Source organism: Bradyrhizobium sp. WBAH42 (assembly GCF_024585265.1).
Lineage (GTDB): Bacteria > Pseudomonadota > Alphaproteobacteria > Rhizobiales > Xanthobacteraceae > Bradyrhizobium.
Genome location: NZ_CP036533.1, coordinates 5,939,030 through 5,959,419, shown reverse-complemented (window position 1 = coordinate 5,959,419; position 20,390 = coordinate 5,939,030). Strand labels below are relative to the sequence as shown.

Below are 20,390 nucleotides of genomic sequence, written 5' to 3'. Positions count from 1 at the left end.
TTCCTGCGTTCTCTGCGGTCATGCCGGCCGTCAGCATCGGTTGGTTTCATGGCGTCCAAACCCCTCCCGCCCGACAAACAGAAGCTCGCCGCGGAAGAAGCCGCCGAGCTCGACGACAAGCTTGCCCTCGCCAAGCCGGACCTCGACGAGGACGACGACGATGAGGCGGATGACGAGCTTGAGCTCGAGGACGACGACGAAGAAGACGAGGACCTCGTCGTCTTTACCGCGCGCGAAGCTGCCGGCGCCCTCGCGACCATCGTCGGGTTCGTCAAGCCCTATCTCTCCAATTACAAGCGGATGCTGTCATTCGTGGCATTCGGCGTCGTGATCGAGACGTTGTTCAACGTCATCATGCCGCTCAGCCTCAAGTTCCTGATCGACGATGCGCTCGGCGAGGAGGATTTTCAGGCGCTCTACAAGATCCTCGGCGTGCTCGCCGTCGCCGGCATCTTCACCTCGATCGTTGCGGTCTGGTACGAACGCTGGGACGCGCGCCTTGCCGCTTGCATCATCTCCGATGTCCGCAAGCGCCTGTTCGAGCACGTCCAAGATTTGCCGACGGCCTATTTCGGCCGCACCCGGCGCGGCGAGATCCTGTCGCGCTTCTCGGTCGATCTCTCGGCCTTCGAAGGGGCGGTCAAGACGTTCGCCAACAGTGCCGCGCTGCCGTTCCTGGAACTGATCGCCGGCATTATCCTGATGGTCTTCCTCAACTGGCAGCTCGCCGTCGTCGCCCTGCTGGTGTTCCCGATCACGCTGATCGGCCCCCGGATCCTGACGCCGAAGGCGGTGCAGGCCAATTACGAGCAGAAGCTCAACGAATCGGCGCTGCTCGGCCTGGTGCAGGAGAACGTGGCGGCCCAGGCGGTGATCAAGGCGTTCAGCCTGCAACGCAAGATGTTCGGTTTCTTCACCTTGCGCAACGACGAGACCCGCAACAGGATTGCCTCGGCCACATTCCTCTCGACCATGGTGGAGCGGACGGTCACCATCTCGGTGCTCCTCCTGCACCTGGTGGTGCTCGCGATCGGCGCCTATCTGGCGACCAAGGGCCAGATCACCATCGGCACCTTCGTCACCTTCGAGAGCGCGTTCTGGGAGGTCTCCTACAACATCGCCCATGTGATGCATTTCATCCCGGTGTCGATCTCCTCGGCCGCCGCGATCCGTCACATTCAGGAACTGCTCGACGAGCCGACCCGCGGGGCCGATCGTCCCGGCGCGCCGGACCTGCCGCGCATCACCAACGACATCACTTTCGATCACGTCACCTTCCAGTACGAGGGCAGCCAGACGCCGGTGCTGGACAATCTCAGCCTCAAGCTCAATGCCGGCAAGCGCATCGCGATCGTCGGTCCGAGCGGCTCCGGCAAGAGCACGCTGCTGAATCTGATCCTGCGGCTCTACGTGCCCGACGAAGGCCGCGTCGCCATCGACGGCGTCGACGTCCGCAAGGTGACGCTGGACTCGCTGCGCCGGAGCATGGCGGTGGTGTTCCAGGAGAACATGCTGTTCAACATGTCGATCCGTGAGAACATCCGGCTCGGCAAGGAGGGCGCAACCGACGAGGAGGTGGAGGAGGCCGCCAAGAAGGCTGAGATCCACCGCTACATCATGAGCCTGCCGCAGCGCTACGACACGCCGGTCGGCGAGCGCGGCGATACGCTGTCGGGCGGCCAGCGCCAGCGCATCGCGATCGCGCGCGCGATCATCCGGAACCCCTCCGTGCTGCTGCTGGACGAAGCCACCTCGGCGCTGGACCAGACCACCGAGGCCGCGATCAACCGCACGCTGCTCAAGGTCGCCAAGGGCCGCACCATGATCTGGTCGACCCACCGCCTGACCTCGGTGGTCGAGATGGACGAGATCATTGTGATTTCAGGGGGCAGGGCGATCGAGCGCGGCTCCCACGCCGAGCTGCTCGCCAAGAACGGCACCTATCGCAAGCTGTGGAACGATCAGATCCACCAGCCCCACGGCACGGCAGCTCACGCCGCCGACGACCGCGACGGGGACGACGACGACGACGAGGAGTGACCGGGCCGCCGCGAGCCCGTGAATCCGGTCCGTGGCACGCGAGCCGAACCTGACGGCGAGTTCTTCGATTCGAAAAAACGCGGTCAGATGGCTCTCATGCAGACCGGCCGGGCCGTCGAAAAGCGCGTGCAGCCGACACCGCCGTTGTCGGTCGGACCGGACCACCCCACGCCGATCATGGTGATGTTCGTCGCGGATTGCTGCCGACGCGGAGAGATTAACGCGCCTTAATGCATTTCGAGCACAAAAGCCCCTCGTCGCCGATAATAAAGTTTCTTTTTGTCCGGATATAAATTGCTTGTGGGCTGGCGAATTGGAGACTTAGGTCCCATATTGGGGGCGGCGCGGCGAGGGCGGCAAACAGCGATTTTGGCAGGCGCATGAAGCGCTTTGTGACTGTCGTTTCACCTTGACTTGACCGATTCTCACTTATAGAAAGCGCCTCACTTAACGACAGGCGGTGAGCATCGCCAACGTCGGAACGGGCCACCCGTTGATCCCCAAAGAGTAGATCTGCCAGGGGTCGCAAAGACGGGCACCAACCTCGACGAATGCCGCTCAAACGCTGTCGATCATAGCTAGGCAATGCCAGTGCGACTTTAGTTCTCTCGAGCACGTTCTCTTGAGATCGAATTCGGATGCATGACCTCAGTGCGCGGGCCGCGGCATTACGCTGAACGGCTTCAAGACTGCGGTCCTCTGTGGCGTCGAAGCGCTTTCCGCTCGTTGATGGAGCGGTTGGCGCAATTTCGCTTTGCGTGGGTTATTTCGCGCAAGGCGGCCTCCTCGGGCGGGTTGGCTCGAACAGAATTTGCGGACCCGGTGAACGGGCCGCGGCAAGACAGCGGACCCGAGAGGGGCCGCGGCAGAAAAAGGGTGAAGGCCAGTATGCCGACGATCAACCAGCTGATCGCTCAACCGCGGGAAGTGCAGAAGTCGCGCAAGAAGGTGCCGGCGCTGCAGCAGTCGCCGCAGAAGCGTGGTGTTTGCACGCGCGTCTACACCACGACCCCGAAGAAGCCGAACTCGGCGCTTCGTAAGGTTGCCAAGGTGCGCCTGACCAACGGCTTCGAGGTGATCGGCTACATCCCCGGCGAGGGCCATAACCTCCAGGAGCACTCGGTGGTCATGATCCGCGGCGGCCGCGTCAAGGACTTGCCGGGCGTGCGCTACCACATCCTCCGCGGCGTTCTGGACACCCAGGGCGTCAAGAACCGTAAGCAGCGTCGTTCGAAGTACGGCGCCAAGCGTCCGAAGTAAGCGGGAACCAAGCCTATGTCTCGTCGCCACTCTGCGGAAAAGCGCGAAGTTCTTCCGGATCCGAAGTTCGGGAACATCATCGTCACGAAGTTCATGAACTCGGTGATGTACGCCGGCAAGAAGTCGGTTGCGGAAGGCATCGTCTATGGTGCGTTCGGCATCATCGAATCCAAGACCAAGCAGAACCCGCTCGGCGTGTTCGAGCAGGCGCTCGAGAACGTCATGCCGACCATCGAGGTTCGCTCCCGCCGCGTCGGCGGCGCGACCTACCAGGTTCCGGTCGAGGTTCGCTCGACCCGCCGTCAGGCTCTCGGCATTCGCTGGCTGATCGCGGCTGCGCGCGAGCGCAACGAGAAGACGATGACCGAGCGGCTCTCGGCGGAGCTCTTGGACGCATCGAACAACCGGGGGAACGCCGTCAAGAAGCGCGAAGACGTGCACCGCATGGCGGAAGCCAACCGCGCCTTCTCGCACTACCGCTGGTAACGGCGACACACTCGGACTCGCAAGGAACGACCCATGCCCCGCCAACATGCCATCGAGGACTACCGTAACTTCGGTATCATGGCGCATATCGACGCCGGCAAGACCACGACCACCGAGCGCATCCTCTATTACACCGGCAAGAGCCACAAGATCGGCGAAGTGCACGAAGGTGCCGCGACGATGGACTGGATGGAGCAGGAGCAGGAGCGTGGCATCACGATCACCTCGGCCGCGACCACCGCGTTCTGGAACGGCAAGCGCCTGAACATCATCGACACGCCCGGCCACGTCGACTTCACCATCGAAGTCGAGCGTTCGCTGCGCGTGCTCGACGGCGCCGTCTGCGTGCTCGACTCCAACCAGGGCGTCGAGCCCCAGACCGAGACCGTCTGGCGCCAGGGCGACAAGTACAAGGTTCCGCGAATCGTCTTCGCCAACAAGATGGACAAGATCGGTGCCGACTTCTTCAAATGTCTGTCGGACATCGTCGATCGTCTGGGCGCCAAGCCCGTCGCGATCCAGCTTCCGATCGGTGCCGAGAACAACTTCAAGGGTCTCGTCGACCTCGTGAAGATGAAGGGCGTCGTCTGGAACGACGAGTCGCTCGGCGCGAAGTTCGACTATGTCGACATTCCGGAAGACCTCGTCGAACAGGCCAAGGAATACCGCGAGAAGATGGTGGAAGCCGCCGTCGAGCTCGACGATGACGCCATGGCCGCCTATCTCGACGGCAAGGAGCCGGACGAGGCGACCCTGAAGCGCCTGATCCGCAAGGCGGTGCTGACCGGCGCGTTCTATCCCGTGCTGTGCGGCTCGGCCTTCAAGAACAAGGGCGTGCAGCCGCTGCTCGACGCCGTCGTCGACTACCTGCCGTCGCCGCTCGACGTACCCGCGATCAAGGGCACCGACGACAAGGGCAACGAAGTCGTGCGCAAGGCGGACGACAAGGAGCCGCTGGCGCTGCTCGCGTTCAAGATCATGGACGACCCGTTCGTCGGCACCATCACCTTCTGCCGCATCTACTCCGGCATTCTGCAGAGCGGCACCGGCGTCGTGAACTCGACCCGCGAGAAGAAGGAGCGGATCGGGCGCATGCTGTTGATGCATGCGAACAACCGCGAGGACATCAAGGAAGCGTATGCCGGCGACATCGTCGCGCTGGCCGGCCTGAAGGAAGCGCGCACCGGTGATACGCTGTGCGATCCCGACAAGCAGGTGATCCTGGAGAAGATGGAATTCCCCGAGCCGGTCATCGAGATCGCGATCGAGCCGAAGTCCAAGGCCGACCAGGAGAAGCTGGGCGTGGCGCTGGCCAAGCTCGCCGCGGAGGATCCGTCCTTCCGCGTGTCGACCGACCACGAGTCCGGCCAGACCATCCTCAAGGGCATGGGCGAGCTCCATCTCGACATCAAGGTCGACATCCTCAAGCGCACCTACAAGGTCGATGCCAACATCGGCGCGCCGCAGGTGGCGTTCCGCGAGCGCATCACCAAGCGGGTGGAGCACAGCTACACCCACAAGAAGCAGACCGGCGGTACCGGCCAGTTCGCGGCCGTGTCGTTCATCGTCGAGCCGAACGAAGCCGGCAAGGGCTTCGAGTTCGAATCGAAGATCGTCGGCGGCGCGGTGCCTAAGGAATACATCCCCGGCGTCGAGAAGGGCCTGGAGAGCGTGCTGTCGTCCGGCGTGGTCGCGGGATTCCCCGTGGTCGACGTCAAGGTGCAGCTGGTCGACGGCAAGTATCACGACGTCGACTCGTCGGCGCTCGCCTTCGAAATCGCCTCGCGTGCCTGCTTCCGCGAAGCGCTGCAGATGGGCAAGTCCGTCCTGCTCGAGCCGATCATGAAGGTCGAGGTGGTGACCCCGGAAGACTACACCGGCTCGGTCATCGGCGACCTGAATTCCCGGCGCGGTCAGATCCAGGGGCAGGACATGCGCGGCAACGCCAACGTCATCAACGCGATGGTGCCGCTCATGAACATGTTCGGTTACGTGAACAATCTGCGCTCGATGAGCCAGGGTCGCGCGACCTTCACCATGCAGTTCGATCACTACGCAGAAGCGCCGGCCAACGTGTCGGCAGAAGTCCAGAAGAAGTTTGCCTGATTGTCGTCGGTTGAAAGCTGACGATTGAACGGAGAGTCAAATGGCCAAAGCAAAGTTTGAACGTACCAAGCCGCACTGCAACATCGGCACCATCGGTCACGTCGACCATGGCAAGACGTCGCTGACCGCGGCGATCACCAAGGTTCTCGCCGAAGCCGGCGGTGCGACGTTCACCGCGTACGACCAGATCGACAAGGCGCCGGAAGAGAAGGCCCGCGGCATCACCATCTCGACCGCGCACGTCGAGTACGAGACGCCGAACCGGCACTACGCCCACGTCGACTGCCCCGGCCACGCCGACTACGTGAAGAACATGATCACCGGCGCTGCCCAGATGGACGGCGCGATCCTGGTCGTGTCGGCCGCTGACGGCCCGATGCCGCAGACCCGCGAGCACATCCTGCTCGCCCGCCAGGTCGGCGTGCCCGCGCTCGTGGTGTTCCTCAACAAGTGCGACATGGTCGACGATCCGGAGCTGCTCGAGCTCGTCGAGCTCGAAGTCCGCGAGCTGCTCTCGAAGTACGAATTCCCCGGCGACAAGATCCCGATCATCAAGGGTTCGGCGCTGGCCGCTCTCGAAGACTCCGACAAGAAGCTCGGCCACGACGCCATCCTCGAGCTGATGAAGAACGTCGACGAGTACATCCCGCAGCCGGAGCGTCCGATCGACCAGCCGTTCCTGATGCCGGTTGAAGACGTGTTCTCGATCTCGGGCCGCGGCACCGTCGTGACCGGCCGTGTCGAGCGCGGCGTCGTCAAGGTCGGCGAGGAAATCGAGATCGTCGGTCTCCGCGCCACCCAGAAGACCACCGTCACCGGCGTCGAAATGTTCCGCAAGCTGCTCGATCAGGGCCAGGCCGGCGACAACATCGGCGCGCTGCTCCGCGGCACCAAGCGCGAGGACGTCGAGCGCGGCCAGGTTCTGGCCAAGCCGGGTTCGGTCAAGCCGCACACCAAGTTCAAGGCTGAGGCCTACATCCTCACCAAGGAAGAGGGCGGTCGCCACACCCCGTTCTTCACCAACTACCGTCCGCAGTTCTACTTCCGCACCACCGACGTGACCGGTGTCGTGCACCTGCCGGAAGGCACCGAGATGGTGATGCCGGGCGACAACATCGCGATGGAAGTGCACCTGATCGTGCCGATCGCGATGGAAGAGAAGCTCCGCTTCGCGATCCGCGAAGGCGGCCGCACCGTCGGCGCCGGCGTCGTCGCCTCGATCATCGAGTAATTACGAGAAAAGGGACGGCGAGTAGCGAATGGTGACATTCGCTATTCGCTATTCGCCACCCACTGAAGAGAGACCACGGCAATGAACGGCCAAAACATTCGTATCCGTCTCAAGGCGTTCGACCATCGTATCCTCGATACGTCGACCCGCGAGATCGTGAACACGGCGAAGCGCACCGGCGCGCAGGTCCGCGGACCCATTCCGCTGCCCACCCGCATCGAGAAGTTCACCGTCAACCGTTCGCCCCACGTCGACAAGAAGAGCCGCGAACAGTTCGAGATGCGCACTCACAAGCGCCTGCTCGACATCGTCGATCCGACCCCGCAGACCGTCGATGCTTTGATGAAGCTCGATCTGGCCGCCGGTGTCGACGTCGAGATCAAGCTCTAAGATTTTGGATCCCGTTCGCCAAAAGCGGACAAAGAGAACAGGAAGCAAGCCGATGCGCTCCGGAGTGATCGCACAAAAGGTCGGGATGACGCGGGTCTTCACGGAGGCCGGCGAACATATCCCCGTGACCGTGCTGAAGCTCGGCAATTGCCAGGTCGTAGGCCACCGCACCGAAGAGAAGAACGGTTACGTCGCGCTCCAGCTCGGTTCGGGCAGCCGCAAGACCGTTTACATGCCGAAGGCCGAGCGCGGCCAGTTCGCGGTGGCCAAGGTCGAGCCGAAGCGCCGGGTCGAGGAATTCCGCGTCACCGCGGACGCCATGATCCCGGTCGGCGCTGAGATCCAGGCTGACCACTTCGTCGTCGGTCAGTTCGTCGACGTCACCGGCACCTCGGTCGGTAAGGGCTTCGCCGGCGGCATGAAGCGCTGGAACTTCGGCGGTCTGCGCGCCACGCACGGTGTGTCGATCTCGCACCGCTCGATCGGTTCGACCGGTGGCCGTCAGGACCCCGGCAAGACCTGGAAGAACAAGAAGATGCCCGGCCACATGGGTGTCGACCGCATCACCACGCTCAACCTTCGCGTCGTCCAGACCGATGTCGAGCGCGGCCTGATCCTCGTCGAGGGCGCCGTTCCCGGCTCCAAGGGCGGCTGGATCCGCGTGCGCGACGCCGTCAAGAAGCCGCTGCCGAAGGAAGCTCCGAAGCCCGGCAAGTTCAAGGTTGCTGGCGACGCGGAAGCCGCTCCGGCTGCGCAGGAGGCGTGAGATGGAATTGAAGGTCACCACCCTCGAAGGTAAGGAAGCCGGCTCCGTCCAGCTGTCCGACGCCATTTTCGGTCTCGAGCCGCGCGAGGACATCATCGCGCGCTGCGTGCAGTGGCAGCTCAACAAGCGCCAGGCCGGCACGCACAAGGCCAAGGGCCGCGCCGAGATCTGGCGCACCGGCAAGAAGATGTACAAGCAGAAGGGCACCGGCGGTGCTCGTCACGGCTCGGCCCGCGTGCCGCAGTTCCGCGGCGGCGGTCGTGCCTTCGGTCCGGTGGTGCGTTCGCACGCCACCGACCTGCCGAAGAAGGTCCGTGCGCTCGCACTGAAGCATGCGCTCTCGGCCAAGGCCAAGGACGGCGATCTCGTCGTGATCGAGAAGGCCGCGCTGGAAGCCGCCAAGACCAAGGCGCTGCTCGGCCACTTCTCGGGCCTCGGCCTCACCAACGCGCTGATCATCGACGGTGCCGAGCTCAACAACGGCTTCGCCGCTGCGGCCCGCAACATCCCGAACATGGACGTGCTGCCGATCCAGGGCATCAACGTCTATGACATCCTGCGCCGTCAGAAGCTCGTTCTGACCAAGGCCGCCATCGATGCGCTGGAGGCGCGCTTCAAATGAGCAAGAACATCGAGCCTCGCCACTACGACGTGATCCTGTCGCCGGTCGTGACCGAAAAGGCGACGATCGCTTCGGAGCACAACAAGGTGCTGTTCAAGGTGGCCGCCAAGGCGACCAAGCCGCAGATCAAGGAAGCGATCGAGAAGCTGTTCGACGTCAAGGTCAAGAGCGTCAACACGCTGGTCCGCAAGGGCAAGGTCAAGGCCTTCCGCGGCACCATCGGCTCGCAGTCGAACAGCAAACGCGCGATCGTGACCCTCGAAGAGGGTCACCGGATCGACGTCACCACCGGTCTGTAAGGTCGTACGACGATGGCACTGAAGACATTCAATCCCACGACGCCGGGCCAGCGCCAGCTGGTCATGGTCGATCGTTCGGCCCTGTACAAGGGCAAGCCGGTCAAGGCGCTCACCGAAGGCAAGAAGTCCTCGGGCGGTCGCAACAACACCGGTCGCATCACCGTGCGCTTCCGCGGCGGCGGTCACAAGCAGACGCTGCGCCTCGTCGACTTCAAGCGCGACAAGGTCGATGCGCCCGCGACGGTCGAGCGGCTGGAATACGATCCGAACCGCACTGCGTTCATCGCGCTGATCAAGTACCAGGACGGCGAGCAGGCCTATATTCTGGCGCCGCAGCGTCTGGCCGTGGGCGACACCATCGTGGCCGGGAACTATGTCGACGTGAAGCCGGGCAACGTCATGCCGCTCGGCAACATGCCGGTCGGCACGATCATCCACAACATCGAGGTCAAGATCGGGAAGGGTGGCCAGCTGGCCCGTTCCGCGGGGACGTACGCCCAGCTCGTCGGCCGCGATCAGGACTACGTCATCATCCGCCTGAATTCGGGCGAGCAGCGCCTGGTGCACGGCCGTTGCCGCGGCACGATCGGCGCGGTGTCGAACCCGGATCACATGAACACCTCGATCGGCAAGGCCGGCCGCAACCGTTGGCTGGGCCGCAAGCCGCATAACCGCGGTGTTTCGATGAACCCGATCGACCATCCGCACGGCGGTGGTGAAGGTCGTACCTCGGGCGGTCGTCACCCGGTCACTCCGTGGGGCAAGCCGACCAAGGGCAAGAAGACCCGCTCCAACAAGTCGACCAACAAATTCATTCTCCTAAGCCGCCACAAGCGGAAGAAGTAAGGAACGCCGGACATGGTTCGTTCAGTCTGGAAAGGCCCGTTCGTCGAGGGTTCTCTGCTCAAGAAGGCAGATGCCGCGCGCGCGTCCGGCCGTCACGACGTCATCAAGATCTGGAGCCGTCGCTCGACGATCCTGCCGCAATTCGTCGGTCTGACCTTCGGCGTCTACAACGGTCAGAAGCACGTGCCGGTGGCCGTGAACGAGGAAATGGTCGGTCACAAGTTCGGCGAGTTCTCGCCGACCCGGACCTTCCATGGCCACTCCGGCGACAAGAAAGCCAAGAAGGCTTGAGGATTAAACGATGAGCAAACCTAAGCGCGAACGGAGCCTCGCCGAGAACGAGGCCAAGGCGGTCGCCCGGATGCTGCGGGTGAGCCCGCAGAAGCTCAACCTGGTCGCCCAGCTCATTCGCGGCCGGAAGGCGTCTGCCGCGCTCGCCGACCTGCAGTTTTCGCGCAAGCGGATCGCGGTCGACGTGAAGAAGTGCCTGGAATCGGCGATCGCCAACGCCGAGAACAACCACGACCTCGACGTCGACGATCTCGTCGTGGCGCAGGCCTTCGTCGGCAACGGCCTCGTGATGAAGCGCTTCGCCGCCCGCGGCCGTGGCCGCTCGGGCCGTGTCTACAAACCGTTTTCGCAGCTGACGATCATCGTTCGTCAGGTCGAAGCTGAAGCCGCCGCTTAAGGGCGCAGGAGAACACGATGGGTCAAAAGATCAATCCGATCGGTCTGCGCCTCGGCATCAACCGGACCTGGGATTCCCGCTGGTTCGCCGGCAAGCAGGAATACGGCAAGCTGCTGCACGAGGACGTCAAGATCCGTGAGATCCTGCACAAGGAGCTCAAGCAGGCGGCCGTCGCCCGCATCGTGATCGAGCGTCCGCACAAGAAGTGCCGCGTCACCATCCACTCGGCCCGTCCGGGCGTGGTGATCGGCAAGAAGGGCGCCGACATCGACAAGCTGCGCAAGAAGGTCGCGGACATCACCTCGTCCGACGTCGTCATCAACATCGTCGAGATCCGCAAGCCGGAGCTCGATGCGACGCTGGTGGCCGAGTCGATCGCGCAGCAGCTCGAGCGCCGCGTGGCGTTCCGCCGTGCCATGAAGCGCGCCGTGCAGTCGGCGATGCGTCTCGGCGCGGAAGGCATCCGCATCAACTGCTCGGGTCGTCTGGGCGGTGCGGAAATCGCGCGCATGGAGTGGTACCGCGAAGGCCGCGTGCCGCTGCACACGTTGCGTGCCGACATCGACTACGGCGTTGCGACCGCGTTCACGACCTTCGGCACCTGCGGCGTCAAGGTCTGGATCTTCAAGGGCGAGATCCTCGAGCACGATCCGATGGCCCAGGACAAGAGAATGGCCGAAGGCGAGACCGGCGGCAGTGGCGATCGCGGTGGCCGTCAGCGCCGCGAGACGGCCGCTGCCTAAAGCCAGACAGGAATTTGAGGGCTTAAAGCCATGATGCAACCTAAGAAAACGAAGTTCCGGAAGGCGCATAAGGGCCGCATCCACGGCGTTGCGTCTTCGGGCGCGACGTTGGCGTTCGGCCAGTTCGGCCTGAAGGCGACCGAGCCTGAGCGCGTCACCGCGCGCCAGATCGAAGCCGCCCGCCGCGCGCTGACCCGCCACATGAAGCGCGCCGGCCGCGTCTGGATCCGCGTGTTCCCCGACGTTCCGGTGTCGAAGAAGCCGGCCGAAGTCCGCATGGGCTCCGGCAAGGGTTCGCCGGAATTGTGGGTCGCGCGCGTCAAGCCGGGCCGGGTGCTGTTCGAGATCGACGGCGTCAACACCCAGACGGCGCGTGAGGCGCTGACCCTGGCGGCCGCCAAGCTGCCGATCAAGACGCGCTTCGTCGAGCGCATTGCGGAGTAATGGCCATGGCCCAGATGAAGATCGAAGACATCCGCGCGATGAGCCCCGACCAGCAGGATGAGGCCATCCTGAACCTGAAGAAGGAGCGCTTCAACCTGCGCTTCCAGCGCGCCACCGGGCAGCTCGAGAACACCTCGCGCCTGCGCGAGGCCCGCCGTGACATCGCCCGGATCAAGACCATCGCCGCGCAGACGCGCGCGAAGAAGAAGTAAGAGGCTTACGAAGATGCCGAAACGTACTTTGCAGGGCGTGGTCGTCAGCGACAAGCAAGCCAAGACCATCGTGGTGCGCGTCGATCGCCGCTTCACGCACCCGATCTACAAGAAGACGATCCGCCGTTCCAAGAACTACCACGCGCACGACGAGAGCAATCAGTTCAAGCCGGGCGACATGGTGTGGATCGAGGAAACCAAGCCGATTTCGAAGTTGAAGCGCTGGGTCGTGATCCGGGGCGAACACAAGAAAAGCGCCTGATCTGTTGGCTTTAGCCGACTGACTTCAGGGAAAATGTTGAGCGCCGGCTGGGCTGGCGCAAAGAGAAAGAGGACGAGGTGCATCAATGATTCAGATGCAGACCAACCTCGACGTGGCCGACAATTCTGGCGCACGCCGTGTCATGTGTATCAAGGTGCTCGGGGGCTCCAAGCGCCGCTACGCCACGATCGGCGACATCATCGTCGTGTCGATCAAGGAAGCCATTCCGCGTGGCAAGGTGAAGAAGGGCGACGTGATGAAGGCCGTCGTGGTGCGCGTCCGCAAGGACATCCGCCGCGCCGACGGCTCGGTCATCCGCTTCGACCGCAACGCCGCCGTGCTGATCAACAACCAGTCCGAGCCGGTCGGCACCCGTATCTTCGGGCCCGTGCCGCGCGAGCTGCGCGCCAAGAACCACATGAAGATCATCTCGCTCGCGCCGGAGGTGCTGTGATGGCTGCGAAGATCCGCAAGGGCGACAAGGTCGTCGTGCTGACCGGCCGCGACAAGGGCCGCACCGGCGAAGTGTTCGAGGTTCGCCCCGACGCCGGCACCGCGCTGGTGCGCGGCATCAACATGGTCAAGCGTCATCAGAAGCAGACGCAGGCCCAGGAGGGCGGCATCATCTCGAAAGAGGCGCCGATCCAACTGTCCAACATCGCGTATGTCGGCAAGGACGGAAAGCCGACCCGCGTCGGATTCAAGATTCTGGCGGACGGCAAGAAGGTCCGCATCGCCAAGAGCTCGGGAGCTGAGATCGATGGCTGAGGCCGCTTACACGCCGCGCCTGCGCGCGGAATATGACGCGAAGATCCGCACGGCTCTGACCGAGAAGTTCGGTTACGAGAACGTCATGCAGGTTCCGCGCCTGGACAAGGTCGTGCTGAACATGGGCGTTGGCGATTCCGTCAACGACCGCAAGAAGGCCGAGACCGCCGCTGCCGAATTGACCCAGATCGCCGGCCAGAAGGCGATCGTGACCTATTCGCGCATCGCGATCGCGACCTTCAAGCTGCGTGAGAACCAGCCGATCGGCTGCAAGGTCACGCTGCGCAAGGCCCGCATGTACGAGTTCATCGATCGCCTGGTGAACGTGGCGCTGCCGCGCGTGCGCGACTTCCGCGGCCTGAACCCGAAGAGCTTCGACGGCCGCGGCAACTACTCGCTCGGCATCAAGGAGCACATCATTTTCCCCGAGATCGACTTCGACAAGGTCACGGAAGCCCGCGGTATGGACATTACCGTCTGCACCACGGCCAAGACCGACGAAGAGGCGAGGGCCTTGTTGACCGCTTTCAATTTCCCGTTCCGGCAGTGAGACGCTGACTTAGAGCCTCTCAAACGCGGATACCCAGGAGCCAAGCATGGCAAAGAAGAGTTCAGTCGAGAAGAACAACCGGCGCAAGCGGATGGTGAAGAACGCCGCCGCCAAGCGCGAGCGGTTGAAGGCGATCATCGCCGACAAGACGCTGCCGATGGAGGAGCGGTTCGCCGCGACCCTGAAGCTGGCGGAAATGCCGCGCAACTCGTCGGCGACCCGCATCCGCCTGCGCTGCGAGCTGTCGGGCCGTCCGCGCTCGAACTATCGCAAGAACAAGCTGTCCCGTATCGCGCTGCGCGAACTTGGCTCCAAGGGCATGGTCCCGGGCCTCGTGAAGTCCAGCTGGTAAGGAGGGTCGTTTAGATGTCTACGCACGATCCAATCAGCGATCTGATCACCCGTATCCGCAACGCGCAGATGCGCTCCAAGACCAAGGTCTCCACGCCTGGTTCGAAGATGCGCGAGAACGTGCTCGAGGTCCTCAAGTCCGAGGGCTACATCCGCGGCTACGCCACGCTCGAGCACTCCTCGGGCCGCAGCGAGATCGAGATCGAGCTGAAGTATTTCGACGGCGAGCCCGTCATCCGCGAGATCGAACGTGTCTCCAAGCCCGGGCGCCGTGTCTACGCCTCGGTGAAGAACCTGCCGCGGGTGAATAACGGTCTCGGCATTTCGGTGTTGTCGACGCCGAAGGGGATCATGGCCGACCACAGCGCGCGCGACGCGAATGTGGGCGGTGAAGTCCTCTTCACGGTGTTCTGAGAAGGATTTTTCATCCATGTCACGAGTTGGCAAAAGGCCTGTGGCGGTTCCGTCCGGTGTGACCGCGACCGTCGATGGGCAGACCGTCAAGATGAAGGGGCCGAAGGGCCAGCTTCAGTTCGTCGTTCATGACGACGTCGAGGTGAAGCTCGAGAACGGCCAGGTCAAGGTCAAGCCGCGCGCTGAGACCAACCGCGCGCGGGCGCTGTACGGCACCGCTCGCGCCCAGGTCGCGAATCTGGTCGAAGGCGTCACCAAGGGCTTCGAGAAGAAGCTCGAGATCACCGGCGTCGGCTATCGCGCCGCGATGCAGGGCAAGAATCTGCAGCTCGCGCTCGGCTACAGCCATGACGTGATCTATCCGATCCCCGAGGGGATCACGATCACCGTGCCGAAGCCGACCGAGATCACGGTGACGGGCAGCGACGTCCAGCGTGTCGGCCAGGTCGCCGCCGAGATCCGCTCCTATCGCCCGCCGGAGCCCTACAAGGGCAAAGGCGTGAAGTATGTTGGCGAATTCATCTTCCGCAAGGAAGGCAAGAAGAAGTAACGGAGCCGGTCATGTCCAAAGCCAAGGTTACGAATGCCCGGCGCAAGCGGAGTGTGCGGCTGAAGCTGCGCCGTTCCGCCGGCGGCCGTCCGCGCCTGTCGGTGTTCCGCTCGTCCAAGCACATCTACGCCCAGGTCATCGACGACCTGAAGGGCGAGACGCTGGCCTCTGCCTCGTCGCTCGAGAAGTCGATGCGCGACGGCGGCAAGACCGGCGCCGACATCGATGCGGCGAAGGCGGTCGGCAAGTTGCTGGCCGAGCGCGCCGCCGAGAAGGGCGTCAAGGAAGTCGTGTTCGATCGCGGCAGCTATCTCTATCACGGGCGCGTCAAGGCTCTGGCCGACGCGGCGCGTGAGAGCGGGCTGAGCTTCTAACAGAATTTGAGGATTGAGGCGCAAGCCTCTGAAGGATTGGAAAAACCATGGCAGCTGAACGCGAACAACGTGGTGGACGCGATCAACGCGGCGGCGGACGTGAACGCAGGGAGCGCGAGGAGCGCGACAGCGAGTTCGTCGACAAGCTCGTCCACATCAACCGCGTGGCCAAGGTCGTCAAGGGCGGCAAGCGCTTCGGTTTCGCGGCGCTGGTCGTGATCGGCGACCAGAAGGGCCGCGCCGGCTTCGGTCACGGCAAGGCGCGCGAAGTGCCTGAGGCGATCCGCAAGGCGACCGAGTCCGCCAAGCGCAACCTGACGCGGGTGTCGCTGCGCGAGGGCCGTACGCTCCATCACGACATCGCCGGCCGTCATGGCGCGGGCCGTGTCTACCTGCGTGCAGCTCCGGCCGGTACCGGCATCATCGCCGGCGGCCCGATGCGCGCCGTGTTCGAGACGCTCGGCGTCCAGGACGTGGTGGCGAAGTCGATCGGCTCGTCGAACCCGTACAACATGGTGCGCGCGACCTTCGACGCGCTGAAGCACCAGGATTCGCCGCGTTCGGTCGCAGCCCGCCGCAACATCAAGGTGTCCACCCTCCAGTCCCGTCGTATCGGCGGCGATGCCGAGGCGGCCGCCGACTAACGGAAGCTTTTCGGAGTAGACTCCCATGGCCAAGGCCGCAAAGACGATCAAGGTCGAGCAGACCGGCAGCGCGATCCGCCGCCATCACTCGCAGCGTTCGACCCTGATCGGGCTCAAGCTCAACAAGATCGGCCGTACCAGCGAACTGCCGGATACCCCGGCGGTCCGCGGCATGATCGAGAAAGTTCACCATCTCGTCCGCATCATCGACGAGAAGTAAGCAAAGGCGAACGGTCCCGGAAAGCCGGAAGCGGTTTTCGGTGAAGATCGTGCGCAAGACACAAGGAGAAGGGCGATGAAGCTCAGCGATATCGCCGACAACGCCGGCTCGCGCAAGAAGCGTATGCGCGTCGGCCGCGGCATCGGTTCCGGCAAGGGCAAGCAGTCCGGCCGCGGCGGCAAGGGCCAGACCGCGCGTTCGGGCGTGCGCATCAAGGGTTTCGAAGGCGGCCAGATGCCGATGCATCGCCGTCTGCCCAAGCGCGGCTTCAACAACATCTTCCGCGTCGAGTTCGCCGAGATCAATCTCGACCGGCTCCAGGAAGCGGTCGATGCCAAGAAGATCGACGCCGGCAGCGTCGTCAACGTCGAGGCCCTGGTGAAGGGCGGCGTGCTGCGCCGCGCCAAGGCCGGCCTGCGGCTGCTCGGCCGTGGCGAGCTCAAGTCCAAGCTCAACATCGAAGTGCACGGCGCCAGCAAGACCGCGATCGCGGCGGTCGAGAAGGCCGGCGGCTCGGTGAAGATCCTCGCCCAGCCCAAGGAAGAAGGCGAGGCGGCGTAACAACTGCGTCATTGGCCCGCGGCGCGCGGGCCTTTACGCATGCGGGACGTGGACTTATCGAAGCCGAGCCCCAGATAATGTCCGGCGTCCGCTAAACTAGCCCGGCCGCGGGCATGACGGCGCAACAGGCGGCGGGAGAAAGTCCAAGATGGTCTCTGCAGCGGAACAACTGGCAGCCAATCTCAATTTCGGCGCGTTTGCCAAGGCCGACGAACTGAAGAAGCGCATCTGGTTCACCCTGGGTGCGCTGCTCGTTTATCGGCTCGGGACCTACATCCCGCTGCCCGGCATCGATCCCAACGTCTGGGAGCAGGTGTTCCGCTCCCAGGCGGGCGGCATTCTCGGCATGTTCAACATGTTCGCCGGCGGCGGCATCCACCGCATGGCGATCTTCGCGCTGAACATCATGCCGTACATCTCGGCCTCGATCATCATCCAGCTCCTCACCACCGTCTCGCCGCAGCTCGAGGCCCTGAAGAAGGAAGGTGAGGCCGGCCGCAAGACGCTGAACCAGTACACGCGCTATCTGACCGTCATCCTGGCCGCGTTCCAGTCCTACGGCATCGCGGTGGGCCTCGAAGGCGCCGGCAACGTCGTCGCCGACCCCGGCTTGTTCTTCCGCCTGTCCACGGCGATCACGCTGACCGGCGGCACCATGTTCCTGATGTGGCTCGGCGAGCAGATCACCTCGCGCGGCATCGGCAACGGTATCTCGCTGATCATTCTCGCCGGCATCGTCGCCGAGCTGCCCGCGGCGCTCGCCGGCATGCTCGAGCTCGGCCGTCAGGGCGCGATGTCGACCGGCCTGATCCTGGTCGTCATCGTCATGGCCGTCGCCGTGATCGCCTTCATCGTGTTCATGGAGCGCGCCCAGCGCCGGCTCTTGATCCAGTATCCGAAGCGCCAGGTCGGCAACAAGATGTTCGAGGGCCAGTCCTCGCATCTGCCGCTCAAGCTCAACACCTCCGGCGTAATCCCGCCGATCTTCGCATCCTCGCTGCTGCTGCTGCCGACCACGGTTGCGAACTTCAACACGGGAAGCGGGCCGGAGTGGTTCCAGTGGATCACCACCCAGCTAGGCCATGGCCGCCCGCTGTTCCTGATCATGTATCTGGCGCTGATCGTGTTCTTCGCCTTCTTCTACACCGCGATCGTGTTCAACCCGACCGAGACCGCGGACAATCTGAAGAAGCACGGCGGCTTCATTCCGGGCATTCGCCCGGGCGAGCGCACCGCGGAATACATCGACTATGTGCTGTCGCGCATCACCGTGCTGGGCGCGATCTATCTCGCCATCGTCTGCTTGATCCCGGAAATCCTGATCTCCTACGCCTCGGTTCCGTTCTATTTCGGCGGCACCTCGCTCTTGATCGTCGTCAGCGTCACCATGGACACGGTCGCGCAGGTCCAGGGCTATCTGCTGGCGCACCAGTACGAAGGCCTGATCCGCAAGTCCAAGCTGCGGGGCCGCCGTAGATGAGCAGGGAGCTCGCGCGCCGAATCGCTTTCACGATCGGCGCGCTGCTCCTTTTCAGGCTCGGCACGCAGGTCCCGATTCCGGGACTGGATCTCTCCGACGTCTCGCCAACGCTGGATCTCGTATCCCGGCTTTCGATCTTTGCGCTCGGCCTCATTCCCTATCTGACTGCGGCAATCTTCATCCGGCTGCTCTCCGTGGTGTGGCGCGGCCTGAATTCGCTCGAACGGTCGGGCGAGGGCGGACGGCGCAAGATCGCGCGCGCCACGCTCGGGCTCACACTCGGGCTTGCGGCCTTTCAGGCCTACGGCATCGCCTCGGCACTGACGTCGATTCCGGGCCTCGTCAAAAATCCCGACGGCTGGTTCGTGACGACGGCTACGGCCTCGATGGTCGGCGGCGTCTTCGTGCTGGTGTGGCTCAGCGAACAGATGACCCGCTACGGCATTGGCAATGGCCTGGCGTTGATCTTGAGCGCGGGCTTCATCGTCGCCATTCCGCAAAACATTACCGGTATCGCGGATCTCATGCGGAGCGGGGCGATCTCGGGCAATCTTGTGCTCGGCCATGTCGTGTTCTGGATCGCGACCGTCGTCGTGATCGTGCTTGTCGAAGGCGCGCGGCGAAATATCCGGGTCCAGTTCGCCGCACACAGCGTCGGCACGCGGCAACTGCCTGTGCGCGATGCGATGCTGCCGATCAAGCTCAACAGCGCCGGGTTCCTGATTCCCGTCACCGTAGCGCCGTGGATATTCTATCTGCCGCTTGCCTTTGCAGGCTTCCTTCTGGGCAGCGATCATCCCCTCGTCGCAGCGGCCTACCGGCATCTCCAGCTCGGGCAGCCGGTGCACGTCATTCTCGTGTCGATCGCCGTGTTCGTGCTCGCCTTCGTCTATACCGCCTATGTCGTCGATCCCGAACACACGGCCAAATCCCTGGCGGATCGTGGCGGCACCATTCCCGGTGTCGCTCGGGGTGAAGCCACGGCCGACTATCTCGATCGCGTGGTGTCATTGACGACAGTCGTCGGAGCCGTCTACCTGACGGCGTTGCAGTTGATTCCGGAGGTGTTCGAGCTTTACGGGATCGGGCTGCCTTATAGTATGGTCGTCAATGGCGGTGGGGCGCTGGTTGTAGTTTGCACCGCTCTTGATATCAAAGCACAGGTGCGCGACGTATCGCTCACCAATCCGGGGGGCGTACGCCGATGAGAATTATACTTCTGGGACCGCCGGGGTCGGGCAAGGGGACTCAGGCCCAGCTCTTGGTGCAGCGCTATGGCATCGTCCAGCTCTCGACCGGCGAGATGCTGCGTGCCGCGGTTGCGGCCGGCACCCCGGTCGGGTTGAAGGCCAAGGAGATCATGGCCAGCGGGGGCCTCGTGCCCGATGACGTCGTGGTGGGAATCATTTCCGACCGCATCGACCAGCCGGACGCCAAGAACGGTTTCATCCTCGACGGTTTTCCGCGCACCGTGCCGCAGGCCGAGGCGCTGGACGAGCTGCTCAAGCGCAAGCATCTCAAGCTCGACGCCGTGATCGAGCTCCGGGTCAACGAGAGCGCGCTTCTGAGCCGCGTTGAGACCCGCGTCGCCCAGATGCGGGAGCGCGGCGAGGAGGTCCGGCTCGACGACACCCCGGAGGTCCTGACCAAGCGGCTGGCCAGCTACCGCAGCCAGACGGAACCGCTGATTCACTACTATTCCGAGCGTCGGAAGCTCTCGACCATCGACGGCATGATGGCCATCGACGAGGTCACCCGCGCCATCCACCGCCAGCTCCTGGCGCTGGGGGCGGTCGAGCCCAAGACACATGCCCGGAGCGCCGCCAAGGCGGCGCCGGCCAAGAAGGCCAAGGCGGGGAAGAAATCGCCCCAAAAGCCGGCGAAGGCTGCCAAGAAGGCCGCCAAATCGGCCAAAACCGCCAAAAAGGCCAAGAAAACCGCCAAGAAGACGGTCAAAAAGGCAGCCAAAAAGACCGCCAAGAAGGCCGTCAAAAAGGGTGCCAAAAAGGCTGCAAAAAAGGTCACGAAAAAGCGAGCCAAACGCTAGCAGCGGTTGACGAAAGCCCCTGGAATCCCCTAATAA

The 20,390-nt window shown here is 63.6% G+C and carries 29 protein-coding genes; all 29 read left to right on the top strand.

Annotated elements, in window-relative coordinates:
- The first annotated feature begins 48 nt into the window (after positions 1-48).
- Positions 49-2,040 carry an ABC transporter ATP-binding protein gene (locus DCG74_RS28070; protein ID WP_172783199.1) on the top strand — a complete coding sequence of 664 codons (1,992 nt, stop codon included), beginning with the start codon at positions 49-51 and terminating at the stop codon, positions 2,038-2,040.
- An 888-nt stretch (positions 2,041-2,928) separates the two neighbouring features.
- Positions 2,929-3,300, top strand: a complete 372-nt coding sequence (rpsL, locus tag DCG74_RS28065) for a 30S ribosomal protein S12 (protein WP_007603006.1) — start codon at positions 2,929-2,931, stop codon at positions 3,298-3,300.
- Positions 3,301-3,315: 15 nt separating this feature from the next.
- Entirely contained in the window at positions 3,316-3,786 is a 471-nt protein-coding gene (rpsG, locus tag DCG74_RS28060; protein WP_018647239.1) for a 30S ribosomal protein S7, read from the top strand.
- Between the two features lie 33 nt (positions 3,787-3,819).
- Complete coding sequence (fusA, locus tag DCG74_RS28055) at positions 3,820-5,892, top strand: elongation factor G (protein WP_172783200.1); 2,073 nt, start codon at positions 3,820-3,822, stop codon at positions 5,890-5,892.
- 40 nt (positions 5,893-5,932) lie between these two features.
- Positions 5,933-7,123, top strand: a complete 1,191-nt coding sequence (gene tuf / locus DCG74_RS28050) for an elongation factor Tu (protein WP_025036994.1) — start codon at positions 5,933-5,935, stop codon at positions 7,121-7,123.
- A gap of 81 nt (positions 7,124-7,204) precedes the next feature.
- A complete protein-coding gene (gene rpsJ / locus DCG74_RS28045) occupies positions 7,205-7,513 on the top strand; it encodes a 30S ribosomal protein S10 (protein ID WP_002712302.1) in 309 nt (102 codons plus the stop codon).
- A 52-nt stretch (positions 7,514-7,565) separates the two neighbouring features.
- Entirely contained in the window at positions 7,566-8,279 is a 714-nt protein-coding gene (gene rplC / locus DCG74_RS28040; RefSeq protein WP_025036993.1) for a 50S ribosomal protein L3, read from the top strand.
- A 1-nt stretch (position 8,280) separates the two neighbouring features.
- Positions 8,281-8,901 carry a 50S ribosomal protein L4 gene (gene rplD / locus DCG74_RS28035; RefSeq protein ID WP_018647243.1) on the top strand — a complete coding sequence of 207 codons (621 nt, stop codon included), beginning with the start codon at positions 8,281-8,283 and terminating at the stop codon, positions 8,899-8,901.
- Complete coding sequence (locus tag DCG74_RS28030) at positions 8,898-9,200, top strand: 50S ribosomal protein L23 (RefSeq protein WP_025036992.1); 303 nt, start codon at positions 8,898-8,900, stop codon at positions 9,198-9,200. Before rplD ends, DCG74_RS28030 begins: the two co-directional genes overlap by 4 nt.
- A gap of 12 nt (positions 9,201-9,212) precedes the next feature.
- On the top strand, positions 9,213-10,046 hold the full coding sequence (rplB, locus tag DCG74_RS28025; protein WP_172783201.1) for a 50S ribosomal protein L2: 834 nt from the start codon (positions 9,213-9,215) through the stop codon (positions 10,044-10,046).
- A gap of 12 nt (positions 10,047-10,058) precedes the next feature.
- On the top strand, positions 10,059-10,337 hold the full coding sequence (gene rpsS / locus DCG74_RS28020; RefSeq protein WP_008136357.1) for a 30S ribosomal protein S19: 279 nt from the start codon (positions 10,059-10,061) through the stop codon (positions 10,335-10,337).
- Between the two features lie 10 nt (positions 10,338-10,347).
- Complete coding sequence (gene rplV / locus DCG74_RS28015; protein ID WP_024342451.1) at positions 10,348-10,734, top strand: 50S ribosomal protein L22; 387 nt, start codon at positions 10,348-10,350, stop codon at positions 10,732-10,734.
- Positions 10,735-10,751: 17 nt separating this feature from the next.
- Positions 10,752-11,477, top strand: coding sequence for a 30S ribosomal protein S3 (gene rpsC / locus DCG74_RS28010; protein ID WP_061876881.1), 726 nt, complete (start codon positions 10,752-10,754; stop codon positions 11,475-11,477).
- A 30-nt stretch (positions 11,478-11,507) separates the two neighbouring features.
- Positions 11,508-11,921: a 50S ribosomal protein L16 gene (gene rplP, locus DCG74_RS28005; RefSeq protein ID WP_008136349.1), complete on the top strand. Its 414-nt coding sequence runs from the start codon at positions 11,508-11,510 to the stop codon at positions 11,919-11,921.
- Between the two features lie 5 nt (positions 11,922-11,926).
- Positions 11,927-12,133, top strand: a complete 207-nt coding sequence (rpmC, locus tag DCG74_RS28000) for a 50S ribosomal protein L29 (protein WP_025036989.1) — start codon at positions 11,927-11,929, stop codon at positions 12,131-12,133.
- A gap of 13 nt (positions 12,134-12,146) precedes the next feature.
- Positions 12,147-12,395, top strand: a complete 249-nt coding sequence (gene rpsQ, locus DCG74_RS27995; RefSeq protein WP_024342452.1) for a 30S ribosomal protein S17 — start codon at positions 12,147-12,149, stop codon at positions 12,393-12,395.
- Between the two features lie 85 nt (positions 12,396-12,480).
- Positions 12,481-12,849, top strand: a complete 369-nt coding sequence (gene rplN / locus DCG74_RS27990) for a 50S ribosomal protein L14 (protein WP_007603030.1) — start codon at positions 12,481-12,483, stop codon at positions 12,847-12,849.
- Positions 12,849-13,163 (top strand): 50S ribosomal protein L24, encoded by a 315-nt coding sequence (gene rplX / locus DCG74_RS27985; protein WP_011088142.1) that lies wholly within the window; start codon positions 12,849-12,851, stop codon positions 13,161-13,163. The genes rplN and rplX overlap by 1 nt, the downstream gene beginning before the upstream one ends.
- Positions 13,156-13,713 carry a 50S ribosomal protein L5 gene (rplE, locus tag DCG74_RS27980; protein WP_025036988.1) on the top strand — a complete coding sequence of 186 codons (558 nt, stop codon included), beginning with the start codon at positions 13,156-13,158 and terminating at the stop codon, positions 13,711-13,713. The genes rplX and rplE overlap by 8 nt, the downstream gene beginning before the upstream one ends.
- 46 nt (positions 13,714-13,759) lie before the next feature.
- Positions 13,760-14,065, top strand: coding sequence for a 30S ribosomal protein S14 (gene rpsN, locus DCG74_RS27975; protein WP_028137018.1), 306 nt, complete (start codon positions 13,760-13,762; stop codon positions 14,063-14,065).
- Between the two features lie 14 nt (positions 14,066-14,079).
- On the top strand, positions 14,080-14,478 hold the full coding sequence (gene rpsH, locus DCG74_RS27970; protein ID WP_018322269.1) for a 30S ribosomal protein S8: 399 nt from the start codon (positions 14,080-14,082) through the stop codon (positions 14,476-14,478).
- A gap of 16 nt (positions 14,479-14,494) precedes the next feature.
- Positions 14,495-15,028 carry a 50S ribosomal protein L6 gene (gene rplF, locus DCG74_RS27965; protein WP_172783202.1) on the top strand — a complete coding sequence of 178 codons (534 nt, stop codon included), beginning with the start codon at positions 14,495-14,497 and terminating at the stop codon, positions 15,026-15,028.
- A gap of 11 nt (positions 15,029-15,039) precedes the next feature.
- Positions 15,040-15,402 (top strand): 50S ribosomal protein L18, encoded by a 363-nt coding sequence (rplR, locus tag DCG74_RS27960; RefSeq protein WP_024342458.1) that lies wholly within the window; start codon positions 15,040-15,042, stop codon positions 15,400-15,402.
- 47 nt (positions 15,403-15,449) lie between these two features.
- The gene (gene rpsE, locus DCG74_RS27955; protein WP_014494507.1) at positions 15,450-16,046 is read left to right on the top strand and encodes a 30S ribosomal protein S5; all 597 of its coding nucleotides are present in this window, start codon (positions 15,450-15,452) and stop codon (positions 16,044-16,046) included.
- Positions 16,047-16,071: 25 nt separating this feature from the next.
- Positions 16,072-16,266: a 50S ribosomal protein L30 gene (rpmD, locus tag DCG74_RS27950; protein ID WP_025036984.1), complete on the top strand. Its 195-nt coding sequence runs from the start codon at positions 16,072-16,074 to the stop codon at positions 16,264-16,266.
- 75 nt (positions 16,267-16,341) lie between these two features.
- The gene (rplO, locus tag DCG74_RS27945) at positions 16,342-16,827 is read left to right on the top strand and encodes a 50S ribosomal protein L15 (protein ID WP_025036983.1); all 486 of its coding nucleotides are present in this window, start codon (positions 16,342-16,344) and stop codon (positions 16,825-16,827) included.
- Positions 16,828-16,975: 148 nt separating this feature from the next.
- A complete protein-coding gene (gene secY, locus DCG74_RS27940; protein WP_172783203.1) occupies positions 16,976-18,307 on the top strand; it encodes a preprotein translocase subunit SecY in 1,332 nt (443 codons plus the stop codon).
- Positions 18,304-19,515 carry a preprotein translocase subunit SecY gene (locus tag DCG74_RS27935; protein WP_172783204.1) on the top strand — a complete coding sequence of 404 codons (1,212 nt, stop codon included), beginning with the start codon at positions 18,304-18,306 and terminating at the stop codon, positions 19,513-19,515. Before secY ends, DCG74_RS27935 begins: the two co-directional genes overlap by 4 nt.
- Positions 19,512-20,354, top strand: coding sequence for an adenylate kinase (locus DCG74_RS27930; RefSeq protein ID WP_172783205.1), 843 nt, complete (start codon positions 19,512-19,514; stop codon positions 20,352-20,354). The genes DCG74_RS27935 and DCG74_RS27930 overlap by 4 nt, the downstream gene beginning before the upstream one ends.
- The last annotated feature ends 36 nt before the right edge of the window (positions 20,355-20,390 follow it).